General features: G+C 69.7%; 17 protein-coding genes and 2 pseudogenes. 10 read left to right on the top strand and 9 right to left on the bottom strand.

Features of this window, described 5'->3' with window-relative positions:
- Positions 1 to 100: 100 nt before the first annotated feature.
- Positions 101 to 1228 carry a citrate synthase 2 gene (locus M1M07_RS20685; protein WP_248675393.1) on the bottom strand — a complete coding sequence of 376 codons (1128 nt, stop codon included), beginning with the start codon at positions 1226 to 1228 and terminating at the stop codon, positions 101 to 103.
- Between the two features lie 210 nt (positions 1229 to 1438).
- Here M1M07_RS20685 and pdxH point away from each other — a divergent pair, with 210 nt between their 5' ends.
- From pdxH to M1M07_RS20655, 6 genes and pseudogenes are all read left to right on the top strand, one after another.
- Positions 1439 to 2092, top strand: a complete 654-nt coding sequence (gene pdxH, locus M1M07_RS20680) for a pyridoxamine 5'-phosphate oxidase (protein ID WP_248675405.1) — start codon at positions 1439 to 1441, stop codon at positions 2090 to 2092.
- The gene (locus M1M07_RS20675; protein WP_248675392.1) at positions 2089 to 3366 is read left to right on the top strand and encodes an MFS transporter; all 1278 of its coding nucleotides are present in this window, start codon (positions 2089 to 2091) and stop codon (positions 3364 to 3366) included. Before pdxH ends, M1M07_RS20675 begins: the two co-directional genes overlap by 4 nt.
- A 103-nt stretch (positions 3367 to 3469) precedes the next feature.
- Positions 3470 to 4387, top strand: coding sequence for an aldose 1-epimerase family protein (locus M1M07_RS20670; protein WP_197250850.1), 918 nt, complete (start codon positions 3470 to 3472; stop codon positions 4385 to 4387).
- 339 nt (positions 4388 to 4726) lie between these two features.
- On the top strand, positions 4727 to 6025 hold the full coding sequence (locus M1M07_RS20665; protein WP_248675391.1) for a citrate synthase: 1299 nt from the start codon (positions 4727 to 4729) through the stop codon (positions 6023 to 6025).
- 37 nt (positions 6026 to 6062) lie between these two features.
- Positions 6063 to 6410, top strand: a pseudogene (locus tag M1M07_RS20660) (FKBP-type peptidyl-prolyl cis-trans isomerase); the annotation flags it as partial.
- 21 nt (positions 6411 to 6431) lie between these two features.
- A complete protein-coding gene (locus tag M1M07_RS20655) occupies positions 6432 to 6785 on the top strand; it encodes an FKBP-type peptidyl-prolyl cis-trans isomerase (protein ID WP_248675404.1) in 354 nt (117 codons plus the stop codon).
- Positions 6786 to 6838: 53 nt separating this feature from the next.
- Here the strand turns inward: M1M07_RS20655 and M1M07_RS20650 are convergent, their stop codons facing one another.
- The 4 genes from M1M07_RS20650 to M1M07_RS20635 form a co-directional block, all read right to left on the bottom strand.
- Positions 6839 to 7135 (bottom strand): hypothetical protein, encoded by a 297-nt coding sequence (locus M1M07_RS20650; protein ID WP_197250847.1) that lies wholly within the window; start codon positions 7133 to 7135, stop codon positions 6839 to 6841.
- A gap of 90 nt (positions 7136 to 7225) precedes the next feature.
- A complete protein-coding gene (locus M1M07_RS20645) occupies positions 7226 to 8542 on the bottom strand; it encodes a sensor histidine kinase KdpD (RefSeq protein ID WP_197250845.1) in 1317 nt (438 codons plus the stop codon).
- Positions 8542 to 9228, bottom strand: a complete 687-nt coding sequence (locus M1M07_RS20640; protein WP_248675390.1) for a response regulator transcription factor — start codon at positions 9226 to 9228, stop codon at positions 8542 to 8544. Before M1M07_RS20640 ends, M1M07_RS20645 begins: the two co-directional genes overlap by 1 nt.
- The gene (locus M1M07_RS20635; protein ID WP_248675389.1) at positions 9225 to 9884 is read right to left on the bottom strand and encodes a TetR/AcrR family transcriptional regulator; all 660 of its coding nucleotides are present in this window, start codon (positions 9882 to 9884) and stop codon (positions 9225 to 9227) included. The genes M1M07_RS20640 and M1M07_RS20635 overlap by 4 nt, the downstream gene beginning before the upstream one ends.
- Positions 9885 to 9977: 93 nt before the next feature.
- On the opposite strand from M1M07_RS20635, the gene M1M07_RS20630 reads away from it, so the two are divergent.
- Entirely contained in the window at positions 9978 to 11777 is a 1800-nt protein-coding gene (locus M1M07_RS20630; RefSeq protein ID WP_248675387.1) for an acyl-CoA dehydrogenase, read from the top strand.
- Between the two features lie 4 nt (positions 11778 to 11781).
- On the opposite strand, the gene M1M07_RS20625 is transcribed toward M1M07_RS20630, so the two are convergent.
- From M1M07_RS20625 to M1M07_RS20615, 3 genes are read right to left on the bottom strand one after another with little or no spacing between them, the layout of a single operon-like run.
- Entirely contained in the window at positions 11782 to 12270 is a 489-nt protein-coding gene (locus M1M07_RS20625; RefSeq protein ID WP_248675386.1) for a hypothetical protein, read from the bottom strand.
- Between the two features lie 51 nt (positions 12271 to 12321).
- On the bottom strand, positions 12322 to 12807 hold the full coding sequence (locus M1M07_RS20620) for a CinA family protein (RefSeq protein ID WP_197250838.1): 486 nt from the start codon (positions 12805 to 12807) through the stop codon (positions 12322 to 12324).
- The gene (locus tag M1M07_RS20615) at positions 12800 to 13576 is read right to left on the bottom strand and encodes a pyrimidine reductase family protein (protein WP_248675385.1); all 777 of its coding nucleotides are present in this window, start codon (positions 13574 to 13576) and stop codon (positions 12800 to 12802) included. The genes M1M07_RS20620 and M1M07_RS20615 overlap by 8 nt, the downstream gene beginning before the upstream one ends.
- A gap of 180 nt (positions 13577 to 13756) precedes the next feature.
- Here M1M07_RS20615 and M1M07_RS33060 point away from each other — a divergent pair.
- Together M1M07_RS33060 and M1M07_RS33055 are read left to right on the top strand one after the other, a co-directional pair.
- Positions 13757 to 13825: pseudogene (locus M1M07_RS33060) on the top strand (hypothetical protein); the annotation flags it as partial.
- A gap of 34 nt (positions 13826 to 13859) precedes the next feature.
- Positions 13860 to 14468, top strand: a complete 609-nt coding sequence (locus M1M07_RS33055; protein WP_248675407.1) for a hypothetical protein — start codon at positions 13860 to 13862, stop codon at positions 14466 to 14468.
- A 52-nt stretch (positions 14469 to 14520) separates the two neighbouring features.
- On the opposite strand, the gene M1M07_RS20600 is transcribed toward M1M07_RS33055, so the two are convergent.
- On the bottom strand, positions 14521 to 15027 hold the full coding sequence (locus M1M07_RS20600) for a flavin reductase family protein (RefSeq protein ID WP_197250836.1): 507 nt from the start codon (positions 15025 to 15027) through the stop codon (positions 14521 to 14523).
- A gap of 74 nt (positions 15028 to 15101) precedes the next feature.
- Here M1M07_RS20600 and M1M07_RS20595 point away from each other — a divergent pair, with 74 nt between their 5' ends.
- Positions 15102 to 16172, top strand: a complete 1071-nt coding sequence (locus M1M07_RS20595) for a YihY/virulence factor BrkB family protein (RefSeq protein WP_197250835.1) — start codon at positions 15102 to 15104, stop codon at positions 16170 to 16172.
- Positions 16173 to 16199: the final 27 nt, after the last annotated feature.

Below are 16199 nucleotides of genomic sequence, written 5' to 3'. Positions count from 1 at the left end.
AGGTGCACAGGTAGTCTAGACCGCCCGTGTCACCGGCCCCGACACCGCATTTGCGTCCGATCCGGCCGGGGCCCCTCCGATTCGCCCGAAGACTGCCGGGTCAGCTGTGTGCGATGGTGTCCCAGCCTTCGACGCTCTCGGGGGAGCGCGGATCCGGTCCCGTGTAGATCGCGGCCGGTCGCACGAGCTTCCCGAGGCGCTTCTGCTCGAGGATGTGCGCGCACCAGCCGGCGGTACGGCCGCAGGTGAACATCGCGGGCATCATCGCGGCCGGGACCTCGGCGAAGTCGAGGATCACCGCGGCCCAGAACTCGACGTTGGTCTCGATGGCCCGGTCCGGGCGACGTTCGCGCAGTTCGGCGAGCGCGGCCTGCTCGAGCGCGGCGGCGACCTCGAAGCGCGGGGCGTTCAGGCGCTGGGCGGTGTTGCGCAGCACCCGGGCCCGCGGATCCTCGGCGCGGTAGACGCGGTGCCCGAAGCCCATGAGCTTTTCCTTGCGGTCGAGGATGCCCTTGACCAGCGCGCGGGCGTCGCCGGTGCGTTCGGTCTCCTCGATCATCGGCAGCACCCGGGCGGGGGCGCCGCCGTGCAGCGGTCCGGACATCGCGCCGACCGCGCCGGACAGGGCCGCGGCGGCGTCGGCGCCGGTGGAGGCGATGACACGCGCGGTGAACGTGGAGGCGTTCATGCCGTGCTCGGCGGCGGAGACCCAGTAGGCGTCGATGGCGGCGGTGTGCGCCGGGTCCGGCTCGCCCTTCCAGCGGACCATGAAGCGTTCGGTGACGGTCTTGGCCTCGTCGATGCGCTTCTGCGGGACCGCGGGCTGGTAGATGCCGCGGGCGGACTGGGCGACGTAGGACAGCGCCATCACCGCGGCGCGGGCGAGGTTGTCGCGGGCGGTGTCGTCGTCGATGTCGAGCAGCGGCTGGAATCCCCAGATGGGGGCGAGCATGGCCAGGCCGGCCTGGACGTCGACGCGGACGTCGCCGGTGTGGATCGGGAGGGGGAACGGTTCGGCCGGGTGCAGGCCGCGACCGAACTTGCCGTCGACGAGCAGTGCCCACACGTCTCCGAAGGTGACACCACGCTCGACGAGGTCCTCGATGTCGACACCGCGGTATCGCAGTGCGCCGCCGTCCTTGTCGGGTTCGGCGATGTCACTGGTGAAGGCAACGACGCCTTCGAGGCCGGCAACGAAATCCTCGGGTACTGACGCGCGCGATGCCACGGTGGACTCTCCTTGTTTTCGTGCGGCCCGGTCCGGGTCGCACTGCTTGTGAGGCGAGGCGCCGGAATGTGATGGGCACCCCACCGCTGTCGTCGAACAAGACTGTAGACCTCCCCGCCGCAGGTCGGACCCGCAGTCTCCGGAGTAGCGTCTTCGCCCGTGTCGTCAGATCCGCAGAACCGACCCCGGCGTCCCGGGGAACTCGCCGCGATGCGCGTCGACTACGCGAAGGCCGGCCCCGAAGGGGCCGCGCCCGTCGACGCCGACCTCGAACCCGAAGACCTCGCCGGCGGCTGGCTGTCGCTGCTGAGGCGGTGGCTCGCCGACGCGATCGCCGCCGAGGTACCGGAACCGAACGCCATGGTGCTCGGCACGGTCGACGAGGACGGCCGCCCGGTGACCCGCACCGTGCTGTGCAAGGACATCGACGCGGACGGCGTCACCTTCTTCACCAACTACGAGTCGAACAAGGGCCGCCAGCTCGCGGCGCGGCCGTACGCGTCCGCGACGTTCGCGTGGCTTCCCGTGCACCGGCAGGTCACCGTGCGGGGACCGGTCACGCGAGTGTCGGCGGAGGAGACCGCCGAGTACTGGCACACCCGGCCGCGTGGTTCGCGGCTCGGCGCGTGGGCGTCGCGGCAGTCGCAGCCGATCGAGTCCCGGGCCGCGCTCGAACAGGCCATGATCGAGGTCGGGGAACGCTACGGCGTCGACGAGGACATCCCGGTCCCGCCGTTCTGGGGTGGCCTGCGGATCACCCCCGAGTCCGTCGAGTTCTGGCAGGGTCGTCCCAACCGCCTCCACAACCGCGTCCTCACCCGGCTCGTCGACGGGCACTGGTCGACAGTTCGGCTCCAGCCGTGAAGCGCCTGCTCGCCGACACCACCCCGCTGCGCGACCCCGCCTACCGGCGGTTGTGGTCGGCGGGGGTCGTCACCACGATCGGCGCCCAGCTCGGTGTGGTCGCGGTGCCGCAGCAGATCTACGAGATCACCCGCAGTTCCGCCTACGTCGGCCTGACCGGTGTGTTCGGGCTGGTCCCGCTGGTGGTGTTCGGTTTGTGGGGCGGGGCGCTGGCCGATGTCATGGACCGGCGACGGCTGCTGACCATCACCACGACCGGTCTCGGCGTGACGGCGCTGCTGCTGTGGGCGCAGGCCGCCGCGGGACTGAACAACGTGTGGTTGCTGCTCGGGCTGTTCGCGGTGCAGCAGGCGTTCTTCGCGGTCAATCAGCCGACGCGGTCCGCGATCATCCCGCGGCTGCTGCCACCGGGACAGATCGCGGCCGCGACCTCGCTGAACATGACGGTGATGCAGTTCGGGGCGATCGCCGGACCGCTGCTCGCCGGGGTTCTCATCCCGGTTCTGGGGCTGTCCGCGCTGTATCTGCTCGACGCCGTCGCGCTGCTCGCCACGCTGTGGGCGGTGGTGCGGCTGCCGGCGATCCCGCCGCTCGGGGAGACCACGAAGGCCGGGCTGCGCGCGGTGTTCGACGGATTCCGGTACCTGTCGACGCAGAAGATCCTGCTCGCCTCGTTCGTGGTCGACATCGTCGCGATGGTCTTCGGCATGGCCCGTGCCCTGTTCCCGCAGATTGCGCACGAGTCGTTCGGCGACCCGGTGTCCGGCGGCTTCGCCCTCGGCCTGCTGTTCGCGGCGATGTCCGTCGGCGCGGTGCTCGGCGGCGTGTTCTCCGGCTGGCTGCCGCGGGTGCGCCGGCAGGGGCTCGCGGTGATCGTGTGCATCGCACTGTGGGGTGTCGCGATGATCGGTTTCGGTGTCACGGTCGCGTTCGCCGAGCCCGGTGACGGTCCCGTGCTGCTCTGGATCGCGTTGGCGTTCCTGGCATTCGGCGGTGCCGTCGACATGGTGTCGGCGGCCTTTCGCTCGACGATGCTCCAGACCGTCGCGACCGACGAGATGCGTGGCCGGCTGCAGGGTGTGTTCATCGTGGTCGTCGCCGGGGGACCGCGCATCGGCGACGTCGCCCACGGTGTCGCCGCGGCGGCGGTCGGCACCGCGGTCGCGGCTGCCGGCGGTGGGGTGCTCGTCGTGATCGGCACCGCGCTCTGTGTGCTCGCGTTCCCCGCGTTCGTGCGGTTCCGGGTCGCGAAAGAGGTCGTGAGGGTGTCGTAGGCGCCGGTGTGTACTTGTGGCGGTCCCGACCGCCACAACGACACACGGGCGCGGAGGCGCCGATTCGGTGGTGTGGATCGTCGCGGCCGTGGAAACTGTGGGCATGTCCGATCCGAGGGATTTCGGTATCCAGGGGAACGGGTACCGGGCTGTGGTGTCCAGTGCAGGTGGTGCGCTGCGTCTGCTCGAACACGAGGCGCCCGACGGCGCCTACGCGCTCACCGAGAGCTGGCCGGCCGGGGAGCGGCCACCGCTGTACAGCGGTGTCGTGCTCGCCCCGTGGCCGGGCCGGGTCCGCGACGGCCACTTCTTCTTCGACGGCATCGAACACCAACTCGCCGTGACCGATCCGGAGCACGGCGCGGCGCTGCACGGGTTCGCATGGGCGAGCTATTGGGAGTTGTTGTCGCACAGCGAGAATCGGGTCGTGCAGGCGCTCGAGGTCGGACTGCACAAGGGCTGGCCGTACCAGTTGCGGCTCACCGTCACCCACGAACTGGGGCCGGCCGGGCTGACAGTCACCCACACCACGACCAACATCGGCGGCTATCACGCGCCCTTCGGTCTGGGTGCGCATCCGTACCTGCGGGCCGGCGACTCCGACCTCGACGACTGCACGCTGCAGATCGCCGCCGGCACGCGGCTGCCCGTCGACCCGGAGCGGTCCCTGCCGAACGCGTACTCGCAGCCCGTCGCCGACAGCGATTACGACTTCACCTCTCCGCGGTCGCTGCGCGGCGTCACGCTCGACGCCCCCTTCAGCGCGCTCGACGAGGACGTCGACGGACGGGTCCGGCACGACCTGCTCGGCCCGGACGGTCGCGGCGTGCGGTTGTGGACCGGCCCGGGCTTCGGGTGGGTGCACGCGTCGATCGCCGACGACTATCCGGGCCGCGGCCGTGCCCTCGCGCTCGCGCCGGCGACGTGCCCGCCGGACGCGTTCAATCTGGGCATCGACATCGTCGTGTTGCAGCCCGGCGAGACGTGGACCGGTCAGTGGGGGCTGAGCGCCCTGGTCTGACGGGGCCGAGTGCCCCGGTCCGACGGGGGTCGAGCGCCCCGGGTGTGACCGTTGTACCGGTGCGGTGCACATTCGGCCGGACACGCCGGGGGTGCCTCACCGCGCGCGATCCGGTATCGTGATATCGATTTGCGTGGAGTGTTGTCGCAGGTGAGCGGCATTCACGTCCGTCGGTGTGCGCCGATCGCCGGGCACGACGAGGGTTCGCCTCCGCTTCGCATGGGTAGCCGTCCCGGGACTTTCGACCGACCCTCCCTGGGCGCCCGCCCCGGCCAGCGGCTAGGTTCTACGTGAATGTTCGGAAGTTTCTCGTAGGTCTGAGCTTGAGAGGGATCCTTCGTGCCCGCTGAGAATGACACAAACCCCACCCTCAGCTACCCCGGTGGCGAGCACAAAATGTCGATCGCCAAGGCGACGGAAGGCAATGACGGTATCGAGCTGGGCAAGCTCCTTGCTGCAACCGGGTACACCACCCTTGACCCCGGTTTCGTCAACACTGCCTCCACCACCTCGGCGATCACGTACATCGACGGTGAGAAGGGCATCCTGCGGTACCGCGGATACCCCATCGAGCAGCTCGCGGAACGGTCGACGTTCATCGAGGTCAGCTACCTGCTGATCTACGGTGAGCTGCCGACCTCGGAGCAGCTCGAGGTCTTCACCGACAAGATCCGCCGGCACACGCTGCTGCACGAGGATCTCAAGCGCTTCTTCGACGGCTTCCCGCGCAACGCGCACCCGATGCCGGTCGTCTCGAGCGCCGTCAACGCCCTGTCGGCGTACTACCAGGACGCCCTCGACCCGGACGACCCGGAGCAGGTCGAGCTGTCGACGATCCGCCTCATGGCGAAGCTCCCGACCATCGCGGCCTACGCCTACAAGAAGTCCGTCGGCCAGCCGTTCCTGTACCCGGACAACTCGCTGTCGCTGGTCGAGAACTTCCTGCGTATGACGTTCGGGTTCCCGGCCGAGCCGTACGAGATCGATCCCGAGATCGCGCAGGCTCTCGACATGCTGCTGATCCTGCACGCCGACCACGAGCAGAACTGCTCCACGTCGACGGTGCGTCTGGTCGGTTCGTCCGACGCCAACCTGTTCACCTCGATCTCCGGTGGCATCAACGCGCTGTGGGGCCCGCTGCACGGCGGCGCCAACCAGGCCGTGCTCGAGATGCTCGACAAGATCAAGGCCTCCGGCGGCGACGTCAACGAGTTCGTCCGCAAGGTCAAGAACAAGGAAGACGGCGTGAAGCTCATGGGCTTCGGTCACCGCGTCTACCGCAACTACGATCCGCGTGCCGCGATCGTGAAGAAGACCGCCGACTCGATCCTCTCCAAGCTGGGCGCGGGCGACGAACTGCTCGAGATCGCCATGAAGCTCGAGGAAGCCGCGCTCACCGACGAGTACTTCATCGAGCGCAAGCTGTACCCGAACGTCGACTTCTACACCGGTCTCATCTACCGGGCGATGGGCTTCCCGGACCGCATGTTCACCGTGCTGTTCGCGCTCGGCCGCCTGCCCGGCTGGATCGCGCACTGGCGTGAGATGCACTCGGATCCGACCCTGAAGATCGGCCGCCCGCGCCAGATCTACACCGGCTACACCGAGCGCGCCTACACCGCCCTCGACGCGCGCTGACGCGCGTCCGAACGCAACCTCGACGAGGAGAACACGCATGAGCAAGCCGGAGATCGAGTTCCAGGACGGTCCCGCACCCACCGAGCTGGTCATCAAGGACCTCACGGTCGGTGACGGTGCCGAGGCCACCCCCGGCGCGAAGGTCGAGGTTCACTACGTCGGTGTCGAGTTCGACACCGGCGAGGAGTTCGATTCGTCGTGGAACCGCGGTGAGTCCATCACCTTCCCGCTGGCCGGCCTGATCGCCGGGTGGCAGGAAGGCATCCCGGGCATGAAGGTCGGCGGCCGTCGTCAGCTGACGATCCCGCCGGAGCTCGCCTACGGCCCGGCCGGATCCGGCCACCGGCTCTCGGGCAAGACGCTGGTGTTCGTCATCGACCTGCTCGATGTGAAGGTGCCGCCGGCGGTGCCGGTCGTCGAACCGGCCACCGGTCCGGCCCCGACCGAACTGGTCGTCGAGGACATCACCGTCGGTGACGGTGCCGAGGCGCAGCCCGGCGCGGTCGTGGACGTGCACTACCACGGCGTCGAGTACGACACGAACGACGTGTTCGACTCGTCGTTCAGCCGCGGCGAGTCCGTGAAGTTCCCGCTCGGGCGTCTGATCCCGGGCTGGCAGGAAGGCATCCCCGGCATGAAGGTCGGTGGCCGCCGCAAGCTCACGGTCCCGCCGGAGCTCGCGTACGGTCCCGCCGGTTCCGGGCATCCGCTCGGCGGCAAGACGCTGGTGTTCATCATCGATCTGCTGGGCACCAACTAGATCGATCCACGACGACGCCCCGCATCGCTCGCGATGCGGGGCGTCGTGCTTTCTCACCGATCCCGGTCCCGTTCCCGGACGAGGGTGGCCGTGGCGACGTCGCCGCTCCGGTAGGTGTTGCCGTTGGTGGTGAAGCGCCACAGTCCGTCGTCGCACCGCAGCCCGTCGAGCCGGGTCCCCGGAGACTTCTCGTCGATGCGGATGATGTTCCCGTGCTCGTCGACGAGCGCGACGTCGCAGCGACCGTCCTCGCTCCGGTGCATCGAGTCGGCGCCGGCGGTGCCCGCGAACCCGAGCAGCAACGGCGCGGTCATCATCATGGCGGCGATCAGCTTGCGGCTCTTCGACATTCGGTCCTCCGTGGACGATCGGGTGGTCTGATGCGTCCATCGTGCTCGCGGCCGGCGCCGCGGCGAACCCACCCGAGGTGTGGACCCGGCTCACCCCTGCGGGTTCGCGATCCTCACCGTCAGCCGCGCTCCGCCGAGCGGTGAGTCCTCGAGACGTGCCGTCCCGCCGTGCAGCGCCGCCTGCTGCGCGACCAGTGTGAGCCCGAGCCCGGAACCGGTGCGGGATGCGCCCGTGCCGCGCCGGAACCGTTCGAACACGACCTCCCGCTCCTCGGCGGGCACACCGGTGCCGTCGTCGTCGACGGTGAGCACCGTGTCGGGGCCGTCCGGGGTGACCGTCAGCCGGACGTGGCGGGCGCCGCCGTGCCGGACCGCGTTGGCGATCGCATTGTCGACGACGAGCCGGAGGCCCCCGGGCAGTGCCGGCACGAGACGACCGGGTTCCCCGTCGACCTCCACCGTCAGGCCCGGATACCGGCCGCGCGCCTCGGCGGCGGCCGCATCGCAGATCTCCACCGGATCGGTGTCGACGAAATCGTCGGTGCTCGACAGGTCGCCGCGGGCGAGACGTTCGAGATCGTCGAGGGTCGACTCCACCCGGCCCTGGGTGCGGACGAGGTCGCCGAGGATCTCGGTACGGTCGGCGGCGGCGAGGTCGTGGGTCGAGAGCACCTCGAGGTCGGTGCGCATCGCCGTCAGCGGTGTCCGCAGTTCGTGGGCCGCGGCGGCCGCGAAGTCCCGCGCGGTTGCGAGCGCCGCGTCGGTGGCGGCCTGGGCATATGCCACGTCGGCGAGCATCGCCCCGGCGGCGGCCGCGAGTTCGTCGGCCTCGCGGACACCGGATCTGCGGGGCGCGAGATCCGGATCCCGGAAGGCGATCCGGCCCGTGAGATCCACCAGCGGCCGCACCGCGCGGCCCCCGAACACCCAGCCGAGACCGGTGGCGACCGCGATCGCGCACAGCCCGGCGACGGCCAGCTGCCGGTGCTGCGCGGTCGTGACGTCCTGTGCCTCCGCGTACGGAACGGCGACCGACAGGCGGCCGCGCGTCGCCTCGACCGGTGCGGTGACGGCGCGGTAGGGAACATCGCCGACCGTGACGGTGTGGGCCCCGAGGTCGAGTTCGGGGAGCTGCGTCGGGGTGCTGCTGCGGACGTGGCCGTCCTTTTCGGCGCGGATCGTCACCGCGAACGCGCCGGCGTCGCCGAGCGCGGGCAGGAACAATCCGGCGGTCCCGGCGTTGGCGACGAGAACCTGCGCGGCGGTGTCGAGGCGGCGATCGAGCTGGGCGAGGTTGTTGCGGTCGATCTCGATCGCGACGAGCACGCCGAGCACGCCGACGACCACGGTCGTGCCCAGCGCCGTTGCTGCCGCAACCCGCGCTCGAAGTGAAAAACGGTGTGGCATCACGGTTCTCGCATCACGAATCCGACTCCGCGCACGGTGTGCACGAGTCGGGGTGCGCCGCCGGCCTCGAGCTTGCGGCGCAGGTATCCGACGAACACGTCCACGACGTTCGTGTCGGAGTCGAAGTCGTAGCCCCACACCAGCGACAGCAGCCGCTCGCGGGTCAGCACGATCCCGGTGTTGCGTGCCAGCACCTCGAGCAGCTCGAACTCGCGTTTGGTCAGTTCGACCGGCACCCCGGCGAGGTGCACGCGACGACCGGCAGGGTCGAGTTCGAGGTCGCCGACCCGCACGGTCGCCGAGGGTGCGCCACCCCGCCCGCGTCGCAGCATCGCCTTGATCCGCGCAACCAGTTCGGCGAGCACGAACGGTTTGGTGAGGTAGTCGTCGGCGCCGGCTTCGAGACCGGCGATGCGGTCGTCGACGGCACTGCGGGCGCTGAGCACGCAGATCGGGATGTCGTCACCCGCCTCGCGCAGCGCGGTCACCACGCCGGTGCCGTCGAGGACCGGCATGTTCATGTCCAGGACCATCGCGTCGGGCCGCTGCTGCTCGACGACCGCGAGCGCGTCGCGACCGTCCGTGGCGGTCAGGACCGCGAAACCGGACAGGCGCAGTCCGCGGCGCAGCGACGCGAGCACGTCCTCGTCGTCGTCGACGACCAGGACGGTGGCGTGGGCGCTCATGTGGGCATTGTGCCCTGTGCGTTCGCACCCGGGGCGGCGCCGAGCATCGACAGCACCAGCGCGACGTAGTTGCCGGCGAGCGCGTCGATGTCCATGCGGCCGGGCTGGTACCAGCGGGAGACGTCGATGCCGAGCGAGAGGATCGCCAGCGCCGCGGTGGGGACGTCGCCGACGGTGAACGCACCCGAGTCGACGCCGCGCTGGATCTCCTCGCGGATCACCGCGTCGGTCGCCCGCCGGATCTCGGCGATCTCCCGGTAGTGCTCGTCGGTGAGGGCGTGCAGTTCGTACTGGGCGACGCGGCACATCGTGTGGTGTTCGGCGTGGATGCGCACGAACCGGTCGACGATCGCGCGGATCCGCTCGACGGGTGTCTCCGCGCCGGCGGCGGCCGCGGTGATCGAGTCGAGGACGAACCGGTGCCCGATGCGGCTCGCCTCGAACAGCACCTCCTCCTTGGAGGGGAAGTGCACGTAGAGCGCGGCGGGGCTCAGTCCTGCGCCGACCGAGATGTCGCGGGTGGTCGTGGCGTGGTAGCCGCGCCGGGCGAACGAGTCCACGGCCGACAGCACGAGGCGCCGCGCGACGTCGGACTTGACGCCGGTCAGGGCGGCGGGGTCGCCGGGTCCGGCGGTGGTGGCGGTGCTGTCGGTCATGGTTGTCCGTCCTGGTCGATCGGGGTGCTCGTTGACATCATGCACCGTCACCGGTTTACTAAGTGAGCGCTTAGTCGTCCTGAAAGGATAGCCATGCCCGCTCCCGTCCTGTCCCGGCGTGACCTCGACTTCCTGCTGTACGACTGGCTCGACGTCGTGTCGCTGACCGGCCGCCCCTACTTCGCCGAGCACTCCCGCGAGACGTTCGACGGCATCCTCGACCTCAGCGCCGACCTCGCCACCAAGCATTTCGCCACGCACAACAAGAAGGCCGACGCCGAGGAACCGCGCATCGGCGAGGACGGGCGCGTCGAGATGATCCCCGAGGTCAAGGAGGCGCTCGACCAGTTCTCCAAGGCCGGGCTGCTCTCCGCGAGCTTCGACGAGTCGCTCGGTGGCATGCAGCTGCCGGTGACCGTGCTGCGCGCGGCGATGGCGTGGTTCCAGGCCGCGAACGCCGGGACCTCCGCGTACCCCTTCCTCACCGTCGGCAACGCCAACGTCATCGCCACCCACGGCACCGAGGAGCAGGTCGCGACGTTCGTTCCGTCGCTGCTCGAGGGCCGGTTCTTCGGCACCATGTGCCTGTCCGAGCCGCAGGCCGGCTCGTCGCTCGCCGACATCACCACCAAGGCGATCCCCCAGGACGACGGCACCTACCGCCTGACCGGCACCAAGATGTGGATCTCCGGCGGCGACCACGAGCTGACCGAGAACATCGTGCACCTGGTGCTCGCGAAGATCCCCGGCGGACCGGCCGGCGTCAAGGGCATCTCGCTGTTCATCGTCCCGAAGTTCCTCGTGAACGCCGACGGCACGCTCGGCGAACGCAACGACGTCGCCCTCGTGGGCCTGAACCACAAGATGGGCAACCGCGGCACCACCAACACGCTGCTGAACTTCGGCGACGGCTCCTTCACCCCGGGCGGGCGCGAGGGGGCGGTCGGGTACCTGCTCGGCGAGGCCAACAAGGGCCTGTCGTACATGTTCCTGCTGATGAACGAGGCGCGCATCGGCGTCGGATTCCTCGCGACCGCCCTCGGCTACACCGGGTACCTGCAGTCGCTCGAGTACGCGCGCACCCGCACGCAGGGCCGTCCGCTCGCCGAGAAGGACCCGGCCTCCGCGCAGGTGCCGCTCATCGAGCATGCCGATGTCCGCCGCATGCTGCTCGCGCAGAAGGCGTACGTCGAAGGTGCCCTCGCGCTCGGGCTGTACTGCTCCAAGCTCGTCGACGAGGAGCGCAGCGCCGCGGACGCCGAGGCCCGCGACCGCGCCGGCCTGCTGCTCGACGTGCTCACCCCGATCGCCAAGTCGTGGCCGTCGCAGTGGTGCCTCGAGGCGAACAGTCTCGCGATCCAGGTACACGGCGGCTACGGCTACACCCGCGAGTTCGACGTCGAGCAGTTCTACCGCGACAACCGACTCAACCAGATCCACGAGGGCACCCACGGCATCCAGGGCCTGGACCTGCTCGGCCGCAAGGTGATCATGAAGGGCGGTGCCGGTCTGGCGCTGCTGGGCGAGACCATCGCCGCGACCGTCGCGAAGGCGCGGGCCGCCGGTGGCGCAGCCGCCGAGTACGCGCAAGAGCTCGAGGCGGCCGTCGTGCGTGTCGGTACCACCACGGCGAAGCTGTGGGCGGGCCGCGATCCCGAACTGGCGCTGGCGAACTCGTCGGTCTACCTGGAAGCGGTCGGACACGTCGTGGTCGCGTGGATCTGGCTCGAACAGCTCCTCGCCGTCGGCGACCGCGAGGGCGCCTTCTTCGACGGCAAGCGCGCTGCCGCCCGGTACTTCTACCGCTTCGAGCTGCCGAAGACCGGCCCGCAGTTCGATCTGCTCGACAGCCTGGACCGCACCACGCTCGACGTCTCGCCCGAGGTGTTCTGAGCAATCACCATGTCACGGTGAGCGATTCGCCGACCGGGAGCGCATGCCACCGGTCGGCGTAGTCGTCGAGTCGTCCGACGATCTGCTCGACGACGGGTGGAATCTCGTTGCGGGTGACGTACGCGGGCAAGGTTTTCGCGAACCCGCGTCGCACCTCCCACACCGGAACGGCGATTCCCGCCAGTTCCTCCGATCGGGTCATGTCCTTCTTCGCCCGATCGGAGAGCTTGGCGCCCTTGGACTTCCGGTGACGGGCGGCTTTCGCCCGCTCGGCGGGATCGGCCGGCCAGAACAGACCGTTGTCGCCCGCCGCGAGCTGCCCGAACACCCCGAGTTCGATCCCGGCCACCTGTTCGACGAGCAGGTGCACCAGATCGTGCGGCAGATAGGGATGACCGCCGGGACCGTTGCGCGGAGCCAGCGACGCACCGGTTCCGCGGTGCACGGCGATGTCGTAGCTCGTACCGGGACCCTTGGTGAACACAACCTGCATGTTCGTACGGTAGATGCCGCGTGCACCCGCACGCACCCGAATTACCGACGGTCAGGCGGAGGCGCGGTCCACCAGCAACGTCAGGGCGTGACGCACCGTCTTCTCCAGCACCTTCTCCGGATCGCCCTCGAAGTACCGCTCCTCGTAACGGGTGCCGCCCGGTCCGGTCGTCGCGAAACACACTGTCCCCGGCGGACGTCCGTCCTGCGGGTCGGGTCCACCGGCTCCGGTGACGGCGACGACGAGATCGGCGTCCAGCAGCCGCGCCGTATGCTCGGCCATCGCCCGCGCCGCCGCCTCGCACACCACGGGACCCTCGGGTACCTTCAGCAGACCGTGCTTGACGGACCGTGAATACGCGACGATGCCGCCGCGGAACCATTCCGAGCTGCCCTGCCCGGCGCCGAGCCGCGAGGCTATCGCCCCGGACGTCAGCGACTCCGCGCACGCCACCGTGTACCCGTGGGCGTCCATGAGGTCGGCGAGCCGCTCGACCAGCTCCTCGGACTGCCGCGTGCCGTCCGCCACGTCACTCATTCGAGTCCCCTTCCCGGTGATCGGACCGGACCCACCGGCCCAGCAGTGTTCCGTCGTCGTCGGCCAGCAGGTGCTCGCGTCGCATCGACGTCGGCGCCGACACCGGGGCGGTCGCGATGCGACCCGCCGAACCGGCCGCCAGCATCGGCGCGAGCGTCAGGCACAGCTCGTCGACCACCCCGTCCGCGATCAACGTGCCGAACAATCTCGGTCCCCCTTCGCACAGCACCCGGCGCCAGCCGGCGTCGGCGAGCGCCGAGACGAGCGTGACGCCGTCGATCTCGTGATCGGCGACGACCCGCACGTCTGCACCGGCGTCGACCAACGCGCGACGTTTCGCATCGGATACCCGGGTACTGGTGAACACAACCGGCGGCACGAACGTGTCGGTGAACAGCCGCATCTGCGGATCGAGATCGCCCGACGCGGTGACCACCACGACCGGCGCGATCTCGGGCAGACCCGCCGCCGCGCGACGTTCGCGCAGCGCCGGACTCGTGCGCGCACCCCCGTAGTTCTCACCCCGGGCCGTGCCCGCCCCGACGACGATCACCTCGGCGAGCTCACGCAACATCCCGAAGACCTTCTTGTCGGCCGGGGTCCCGAGCCCGCCGGATCGGCCGTCCACCGCGACGGCACCGTCGAGCGACGACACGAAGTTGACGCGGATCCACGGCCCGTCCAATTGCGGGGGATAGGCGTACAGCGCGCGCAGGCCGGCGTCGTCGAGTGTTCGGGTGGGATCGATCGGGTCGTCGAGGCGGCGCATCCTCCGATCAGATCACGGGTATCCGCGGTGCCGCCAGCTATCCGCTGGTCCGATCGTCGGGAAGGATGGCTGGGGACCGAGCGGATACGAATTCCACAGGCGGCGCATCCATCCACAGATTGCCGCCGATCACCGGTTCGCGGACGAAGAGGCGGGCCGTCGTGCGGCACGCCGGCCGACATGGCAGAACCGCTGTTCCGACGCGATGCTCTCGCGGCCGGCCGTACCGATGCCGAACTGCGGCGGGCGGTGCGACGCGGCGACCTCGCACGGCTCACGCCCGGTGTCTATCTCGACAGCGAGGGACTACGGCATCTCGACGACGTCGGTCGGCACACGATCCATGCGCGGCCGAGGGGCGAAACTCGGATCTTCGGCGGCACTCAGCCACATCTCCGCCGCCGTCCTGCACGGGTTCGACGTGTTGCGTACCGACCTGGGGCGGGTACACGTCACCAACGGGCGCGACGCAGGAGGGTATCGGTCGGCGACGCGCTACGGGCACGCCGGGAGGCTCGACGGGGACGTCGTCGAACTGGACGACATGCGCGTCACGTCTCCGGCTCGTACCGTCGTCGACCTCGCCCGGACGGTGAGTGAGGACGAAGCCGTCGTGATCGGGGACAGCGCCCTGCGCCACGACCCGGGGCTGTGTTTCGACGATCTGCTCGACGCGCCGCGAACCGGGATTGCCGCAGCCCGGCGCATCGTCGGCTTCCTCGACGGACGCAGCGCGAGCCCCGGCGAATCCCTCAGCCGGCTGCGGTTGCGCGACAGTGGCATACCCGACCCTGACCTGCAGCGGACCATCCGCACTCCCGGCGGCATGTTCGTGGCGCGTTTCGAGAGGGCACTCCGCCGTATCCGCTCGGCACCCAGTCAGACGCTGTGACGATCGTCGGGAAGGATGGCTGGGGACCGAGCGGATGTCGGGAGAGCCGTCGTCACGCGTCGTGGCCGGCGTCGATGTCGCGTACGTCCCGGAACGTCACGAGGTCGGTGAGGTCGCTGCGGAGTTCACCTTCGTCGGGGGCGAGCAGGAAGCCGACGTGGTCGCCGAGTTCGAACCGGCCGAGGATCTCGCCGGTGAACCATGCCGCGGCGTCCTCCAGGATGGGCAGGCCGTGCGGACCCTCGCTCCAGCGGCAGCGTGCGAACTTGTCCACCTCGTCGCCGGTCTCCCCGCCGAACAGCGCGGCCAGCGGCAGGTTCCGCTGGTCGAGGACGTGCACGGCGAGATGATCGGCCGCGGTGGCCACCCGAAACGTGCGGTTCTTGTCGGACAGGCCCACGAGGAACCGCGGCGGGTCGATCCCCGCTTGGGTGGCGAAACCGACCAGGCACCCGCTGCGTTCGTTCGCCGCGCGCGTGGTCACCACGAACATCGGATAGTCGAGGCGGTCCACGATCGCGGAGAACCCGTCGCTCGAGCCGCTGATGGCATCGGACATCGCCGCATCGTACGTCGGATGGACGCCGGGCGCGCGCGTTTGGTCGGCCGCCGAGCGCGGGTACTCATGGCGCCATGACGGTCGACGAAGGCTCGGGACGCACCGGTGGGACGGTCGCGCCCGACGATCCCCGCAAACCGGACTCACCGACGGATCTGACGAAACCGTCGTGGAAGTACGTGGTCCGCAGGACAGTTCGCGAATTCGGCCGCGACCAGTGCACGGACCTCGCCGCCGCGCTCACCTACTACGCGGTGCTGTCGCTGTTTCCCGCACTGCTCGTGGTGGTGTCGCTGCTCGGCGTGGTCGGGCAGGGACGATCCACGGTCGACGGAATGATGCAGATGGTCGAGGATCTCGGTCCCGCCTCGGCGGTGGACACCCTGCGTGGACCGGTCGAGCAGCTCGTGAACGCCCCGTCCGCCGGGCTCGCGCTGATCATCGGTGTGCTCGCCGCGCTGTGGACCGCGTCGGGCTACGTCGGTGCGTTCGGCCGGGCGATGAACCGCATCTACGAGATCGACGAGGGCCGGCCGGTGTGGAAACTGCGGCCTCTGATGCTGCTCGTCACGGCGCTGGCACTGATCGCCGCCGGCGCGACCGCCGCGATGCTCGTGATCAGCGGCCCGGTCGCGCGTGCCCTCGGCGATGCCGTCGGGCTCGGCGACACCGCGGTCACCGTGTGGAACATCGCCAAATGGCCGGTGATGCTCGTGCTCGTCGTGGTGATCGTGGCGGTGCTCTACTACGTGACACCCAATGTGGCACAACCGAAGTTCCGGTGGCTCAGCCTCGGATCGGTCATCGCGATCGGCACCTGGATCGCCGCCTCGGTGATCTTTGCGTTCTACGTCTCCAACTTCGGCAGTTACGACCGCACGTACGGTTCGCTCGCCGGCGCCGTGATCTTCCTGCTCTGGCTGTGGATCACGAACCTGGCGTTGCTGTTCGGCGCCGAATTCGATGCCGAACTCGAGCGCGGCCGTCAGCTGCAGGCCGGCATCGCGGCGGAGGAGTCGCTGCAGCTACCCGAGCGCGACACCCGGGTGAGCGAGAAGAACGACGCGAAGCTGCAGGAACTCGTCGACTACGGACGACGGCTGCGCACCGGCGCCGGCCACGACACGGAAGAACCCCACCGCTGAGCAGCGCTCGGCGGCGGGGTCCCTTCG

Source organism: Rhodococcus sp. HM1 (assembly GCF_023218075.1).
Lineage (GTDB): Bacteria > Actinomycetota > Actinomycetes > Mycobacteriales > Mycobacteriaceae > Rhodococcus.
The sequence above is the reverse complement of the archived record's forward strand: the minus strand, read 5'-3'. Positions and strand labels throughout refer to the sequence as shown.